This window comes from Pseudomonas carassii (assembly GCF_036324045.1).
Taxonomy (GTDB): Bacteria; Pseudomonadota; Gammaproteobacteria; order Pseudomonadales; family Pseudomonadaceae; genus Aquipseudomonas; species Aquipseudomonas peradeniyensis.
This window is the reverse complement of sequence record NZ_JAZDCT010000008.1, coordinates 162,843-169,121: the sequence shown is the minus strand read 5'-3', so window position 1 is coordinate 169,121 and position 6,279 is coordinate 162,843. Positions and strand designations below refer to the sequence as shown.

General features: G+C 67.6%; 6 protein-coding genes. 3 read left to right on the top strand and 3 right to left on the bottom strand.

Going from position 1 to position 6,279, the window contains the following annotated elements:
• Together V0R62_RS08790 and V0R62_RS08785 are read right to left on the bottom strand one after the other, a co-directional pair.
• Positions 1-2,366 (bottom strand): penicillin acylase family protein (locus V0R62_RS08790; protein ID WP_330103448.1); only part of this gene is annotated, 2,366 nt, incomplete at its 3' end.
• A gap of 118 nt (positions 2,367-2,484) precedes the next feature.
• Complete coding sequence (locus V0R62_RS08785; protein WP_330103447.1) at positions 2,485-3,042, bottom strand: DUF6436 domain-containing protein; 558 nt, start codon at positions 3,040-3,042, stop codon at positions 2,485-2,487.
• Between the two features lie 191 nt (positions 3,043-3,233).
• Between V0R62_RS08785 and V0R62_RS08780 the strand changes: the two genes are divergently transcribed.
• Positions 3,234-4,160, top strand: coding sequence for a phospholipase BipL (locus V0R62_RS08780; protein WP_330103446.1), 927 nt, complete (start codon positions 3,234-3,236; stop codon positions 4,158-4,160).
• Here the strand turns inward: V0R62_RS08780 and V0R62_RS08775 are convergent, their stop codons facing one another.
• Positions 4,161-4,913, bottom strand: coding sequence for a DUF2059 domain-containing protein (locus V0R62_RS08775; RefSeq protein ID WP_186712587.1), 753 nt, complete (start codon positions 4,911-4,913; stop codon positions 4,161-4,163).
• A 121-nt stretch (positions 4,914-5,034) separates the two neighbouring features.
• Here V0R62_RS08775 and V0R62_RS08770 point away from each other — a divergent pair, with 121 nt between their 5' ends.
• Entirely contained in the window at positions 5,035-5,658 is a 624-nt protein-coding gene (locus V0R62_RS08770; RefSeq protein ID WP_050707408.1) for a 2OG-Fe(II) oxygenase, read from the top strand.
• Positions 5,645-6,148, top strand: coding sequence for a DUF523 domain-containing protein (locus V0R62_RS08765; RefSeq protein WP_330103445.1), 504 nt, complete (start codon positions 5,645-5,647; stop codon positions 6,146-6,148). The genes V0R62_RS08770 and V0R62_RS08765 overlap by 14 nt, the downstream gene beginning before the upstream one ends.
• Positions 6,149-6,279 lie beyond the last annotated feature (131 nt).

Here is a 6,279-nt window from a genome sequence, read left to right as displayed (position 1 = left end):
TAAGGACCAGGCACCAGCCGCAGCGTGCTCTGCGCCGGAATCACCCCCATCCGCGCCTTGTGATAGCGCCCTTCGATATAGTCCTCGGCCTGGTCGCCGTAATGCCGGTCGAACGGTACGCCACTCTGCCCGACCGGGTTGATGGTCAGCGCGGCGCCTGCGTCGGCAAAGTCGATCAACCGGCGGGTGGAAGGGCCATAGGTCACCGGCCAGGGCGCCGGGCCGATCTTCGCCGACAGGTTGTTCGGCACCTCGTGGGAGCCGGGCGCGGCAAACGGGCCGACATTGAACAGCAGGTTGAGCGGCTTCTTCACCCCCAGCGGATGGTTGTGGGTGAGGGTGTGGGCCTTGCCCCACTGCCAGCTGGCCGGATCCTTGCCGAATGTCTCGCGCAGGTGCTTGAGGCTGCGTTGCCAGGCCAGGCGCACGATGGCGCCGCGGTCGGTACGTTCGCTGGCGCCGCGCAGGTTCCACCAGGGCGATGTCGGGTCCGCGGCCAGGCGGGGCAGGGCGGCGTCGATGGCGCGGGTGCTGATCAGCACCGGGAACCAGGTGTCGCCCAGTTCGTCGTGCAGGGCGGCGAACGCCAGTTCATAGAGGAACTGGTTGAACAGCGTGGCACTGGTGGAGTCCAGCGGATAGTCGCCGCGCCAGGCGGCCAGTTGTTCGACCAGCTCTTTCTCCTCGTCGCCCTGGGCGATATTGCGCAAGGTGCCGAGCAGCGGCGCCAGGGTACGCGGGCCGTAGTCGGTGCTGGTGTCCAGTTGTAGGGCCTGGCTGTTCTGGGTGTCCCACTTGATGTCCGGGTCGCTCAACTGGCGATCGAGCTGACGACCGCGGTCAGCCAGGTTGTAGTAGCCGGGCACGGGGATTGCGCCGGGCGGCTGGTAGTTGGCCGAGACGATGTAGCCGCTCGCCGGGTTCTCCTGCTGCGGATTGGCGCTGAACGGGTAGAAGCCCGGCTTGGCGGCCTGGCCGCTGGCACCATCGAGAATGAACGCCGGGTTGACGCCGTCCGGGCGGATCGGCAGGCGCGCCGCCGCCCACCAGCCGATATCGCCCCGGGCATTGGCCCATACCAGGTTCAGCCCCGGCGCCTGGACCTTGGCGGCCGCCTCGCGCATCTTGACCAGGGTGTCGGCGCGGTTGATCTGGTAGAAGCCTTCGAGGATCGGGTTGTCGGTTTCCAGGAACGCCCACCACATGGCGATGGGCGTCGGGCCGGCGGTATCGCCGAGCACGCTGTTGACGATCGGCCCGTGGGGCGAGCGGCGCAGGGTGATGCTGGCAGGTTCCGCGCCCTTGACCGCGATCTTCTGCTCGGTCTTTTCCAGTGGCTGCCAGCGGCCATCGACCATCACCTGCTCGGGGTCCTGCGGATTGGTCCGCTCCGCTATCAGGTCGACGTCGTCGTTCTGGAACATGGTCAGGCTCCAGCCGAAGTCGCGGTTGTGGCCGAGCAGGGCGAACGGGTTGAGCGCCTGGAAGTAGCCATACAGGTTGAAACCCGGCGCCGACAGTTCCGCCTCGTACCAGATTGCCGGCACGGCGAAGCTGATATGCGGGTCGCCCGCCAGCAGTGGCCGGCCACTGCGGGTGCGGCTGCCGGCCACGGCCCAGGCGTTGCTGCCCTCGAACTGCGGGATGCCGGCGTCGCCCAGGGCGTCGTGGCTCAGCCGCGCCAGCTGCTCCAGGCTGCGCCAGTCGGCGGCGGCCAGGGGCGTGGCCACGGCGCCGTCGGGATGCCAGTCGAGGTCGAAGATCTTCAGGTAGTCGGGGCCGAGCTGGTCGCGGATGTAGGTCAGCGCGGGGTCGGTACGAAACGCCGCGGCGAAGCTGTAGGCGAGGTAGCCGGCGATGCTCAGGGTGTCCTCGGCGGTGAAGGGGCGTGGCGGGATGCCGAGCAGGTCGAACTCCATGGGTTTGGGATGACTGGCCTGCCACTGGTTGATGCCGTCCAGGTAAGCCTGCAGCGCCTGCCAGGCCGGCGACTGGCGGTCCTGGCGCTGCGCCATCAGGGCTGCCTGGTCACGGATGCGCAGGCTGCGGAACAGGGTGTCGGTGGGCAGCAGCTTCTCGCCCAGCACCTCGGCCAGCTCGCCACGGGCCAGGCGGCGCATGATCTCCATCTGGAACAGGCGGTCCTGGGCATGCACGTAGCCCAGGGCGCGGTACAGATCCTGCTCGTTCTGCGCCTGCAGGTGCGGCACGCCGCGGGCATCGAAACGCACGCTGACCGGCGCCTGCAACCCGCCGACGGTTACCTCGCCGTGACGTTGCGGCTGCTTGTCCCGCACGTACCAGTAACCGGTGCCTGCGGCGGCCACGGCGATTACCACCGCCAGCAAGGTCAGGCTGCGCTTCATCGAGACTCCTTGTACGTTCGAGCGAGAAATGTGCGCCGATCATCGGCGGATGCGCGAACTGAGCATAGCCCTGGAAGGCACTTTCATGTCCCTCGGCGAAAAACAGCGCGCGGGCGCTTCATTCGGTCCAGGGGCAATAGCAGCCGACTGCCAGGGTATTGGATGCCTGCACCCGGCGGCCTTCATTCAGCGCCGTGAGGATCGGTTCGATGAAGCTGTTGCTGGAGTTGCACACCGCGCCTTCGCTGTAGGGGCCGAAGTAGGCGAGGTTGCCGTCGCGGTCCCAGATCGCCACGGCGGGGGTGGCCGGCAGTTGCTCGCTGCCGGGCAGGCTGGCCAGGGGCTTGAGCGCGGCGAGGTTGGCCGGCAACTGGCCGTGGCTGCCGGGGCGCTGCACGACATGGAAGCTGACGCCCTGCGGCGCGAAGTGCTCGACCAGTTCTCCCAGGTGCTGCTGGTTGCCGACGTTGCAGGGGCAGGCCGGGTCCCAGAAGTGCACCACGCGGATCGGGCCTGGACCTGCCAGTTCGGGGGGCAGGCGCAGCTGGCTGCCGTCGAAGAAGGTGGTCTGGTTGTCGAAGGTGCGCAGGTAGCGGGACTGGAAGCTGTCGTAGGCCCACCAGAGGGCGGTGGCGCAGAGCAGCAGTGCAAGTAATGTGAGAAATCGCTTCGCCATGGGGGCCTTGGTGCAGTGCCTGTAGGAGCGGGCTTGCCCCGCGATGGCTGCGGTGAAGCCAAAATCGCTTTCGCGGGACAAGCCCGCTCCTACAGGGTCGCGTGTTTCGTTGGAAAAGGAGCCAAGCTTGCCATGACGCGGCCCAGAGCTGAATATCGCAGATCAATACTTGCTTCACTGTGGATCTACTGATGCCCGCCAGCTTCAATCCCGACCAGCTGCGTACCAGCCTGTCGCCCCTCGTTGATCGTCAGCCGTTGTCCGCCCAGGGCCAGGCCTACCAGCGCTTCTACGGCCTGGATCTGACCGCGCGCAGTTGGCTGGGCGGCTTCCGGGTGGCGGGCTTCGACCTGGTCGGCCAGCTCTGGCTGCCGGAGCAACCGGTGGCGACGGTGTTCCTGCTGCACGGCTACTACGATCACATGGGCCTGTACCGGCATGTGATCGCATGGGCATTGGGCCAGGGCTACGCGGTGATCGGCTGCGACCTGCCCGGTCATGGCCTGTCCAGCGGCGAGCGGGCCAGCATCGATGACTTCGGCATCTACCAGCAGGTGCTCGATGCACTGTTCGAACAGGCCCGCCTGCTGGAACTGCCGCGACCCTGGCATCTATGTGGACAGAGCACCGGCGGGGCGATCGTGGTCGATCACCTGCTGCACCAGGGCGAACGCAGCCCGGCCGACGGCCAGGTGATCCTGCTGGCGCCCCTCGTGCGCCCGCGTGCCTGGCACTGGTCGAAACTGAGCTATCGGGTGCTGCGGCACTTCGTCAACGGCATCGAGCGGCGCTTCAGCGAGAACACCAACGACCCGGCCTTCCTGCCCTTCCTCGAGGCCGACCCGCTGCAGCCACGGCGTCTGCCGACCGCCTGGGTCGGTGCGCTGATGAAATGGGTCCGGCGTATCGAAGCCGCGCCGCGCAGCACACGCCAGCCCCTGATCGTGCAGGGCGAGGCGGACGGCACGGTGGACTGGCCCTACAACCTCAAGGTGCTCAAGGCCAAGTTCGCCGAGCCGCAGATCCTCATGCTGCCCGAGGCGCGGCATCACCTGGCCAACGAGCTGCCCGGCATTCGCCAGCGCTACTTCGACTTCATCGGCCAGCGCCTGGGCTGATCACTTCAGCTCGGTGGCGTTCTGGCCCACGGCCAGGGCGGCGCGCACCGCGGCCACCGCTGCCTTGTAGTAGGCCTGGCCGTCGGCGGATTCGGCGAAGGTGGCGAATTCCTCCAGCTCGGCGTCCGACAGGTCGCGATAGACGTACAGCAGGGTGTTGTTAAGGTCTTCTCCGACCTGGTTCATCAGGCGTTGGCGCTGGCCATCAAGCAGGTTCTGCGCCTGGCCGCCACCGAACAGGCCGGGCAGCATCGAGCTCAGGCTGTCGGCCGCCACCCCAGCAATCGCCAGGCTGACCTCGGCGCCGGCTTCGCGGGCCGGCAGGGCCTGGGCCAGGTGGCCGACGATCAGCAGGCGGTTGTCGCTGGCCTGGACCTTCGGCAGGCCCTTGGCGTTCTTCGCCAGCTGGTCCTTGCGCGTGGCCAGCAGCTCGGCGGCCACCACCTTGCGCCCCAGCGGCGACTGGAAGAACGCCAGGGCCGGCGAGGGATTCGCCAGGTTGGCGCGCAACTGCGCCTGGGCCCGGCGGTCCATGGCCTGGGCCTGGAAGCGCTGGTTGCTGTTGTTGACCAGCGCCTGGTAGACGGCAGGCGGCAGGCTGTTGCGGTAGCGCTGCTGGGCGGCGCTCACGGCATCGTTGAAATGGGCGCGCTGGTCGGGCCAGCCGGCGGCCTTGTACAGCTGATCGAGGCTGTCTGCCCAGACAGGCATGGTGCAGATCATCAGCAGAAGCAGGGAAAACAGACGGCGCATTCAGGACTCCTGTCGGCAGGCCGCTATTGTCCTAGGCGTGGCGGGGCTTTGTCGAGTCGCCATCGGCGCTTCCTGACCAAGTGGCGCTGTGCGAGCGATTAGCGAATGGCTATGATGCGCCATGCACACTCCTTTCGAACATCCTCTGCTGTCGACGATCGTCGACGACCTGGCCACCCGTGGCTGGTCGCAGCAACCTCTCTTCCTGCCCGACGCGCTGTCGCGCGCGCTGGCGGCCGAATGCCGTCGCCGTCACGCCGAGGGCGAACTCAACCCGGCCAGCGTCGGTCGCGGTGCCGCGCAGGAGATCCGCGAGGCGATCCGTGGCGACCAGATCCAGTGGCTTGACCCCGGCGAGTCGGAGGTCTGCGACCGCTACCTGGGCGCGATGGACAGCCTGCGCCAGGCCATCAACCAGGGCTTGTTCCTGGGGCTGGAGGACTTCGAGTGCCATTTTGCCCTTTATCCGCCGGGTGCGTTCTACAAGCGCCATCTCGACCGTTTCCGTGACGACGACCGGCGCATGGTTTCGGCCGTGCTCTACCTCAATGAGGGCTGGCAGCCGGAGGATGGCGGGCAGTTGCGGATGTTCCTGCAGGACGGTGTCGAGCACGACGTGCAACCGGTGGCGGGCAGCCTGGTGGTGTTCCTGTCGGGTGAAGTGCCGCACGAAGTGCTCCCGGCCGGGCGTGAGCGCCTGTCGTTGACCGGCTGGTTCCGGCGCCGTGGCAATGATCCGTTCTGAGCGGCCGAAGGTGCTGGTCAGCGCCTGCCTGCTGGGCCAGCCGGTGCGCTATGACGGGCGTGCCAGCGGCCATCCCGACGTCTTGCAGCGCTGGCAGGCCGAAGGCCGGGTGGTGCCGCTGTGCCCGGAGGTGGCCGGTGGCTTGCCGACGCCGCGCCCGCCTGCGGAAATTCCGGGCGGGCAGGGCGGGCAGGTACTGGATGGGCAGGCGCGGGTAGTGACGGTCTCCGGCGACGATGTCAGCGAGGCGTTTCTGGCCGGGGCCCGACTGGCGCTGGAGCTGGTGCGTCGGCATGGCATCCGTGTGGCGGTGCTCAAGTCCGGCAGCCCGTCGTGTGGAAACCTGCAGACCTATGACGGCAGCTTCAGCGGTGTGAAGGTGGCGGGGGAAGGGGTGACCACGGCCTTGCTGCGTCGCGAAGGGGTGCTCGTGTTCAGCGAGCTGGAGCTGGAAGACGCGCAGCGAGCGTTGTTGGGTACCCATCTGTAGTCGCGGGTAAACCCAAATCTTCAGACCATGCGCAATCCCTGTAGGAGCGGCCTCGTGCCGCGAAAGGGCCGCAAAGCGGCCCCGGCTATCTCTGCGTCACCTGGGGCTGCTACGCAGCCCTTTCGCGGCAC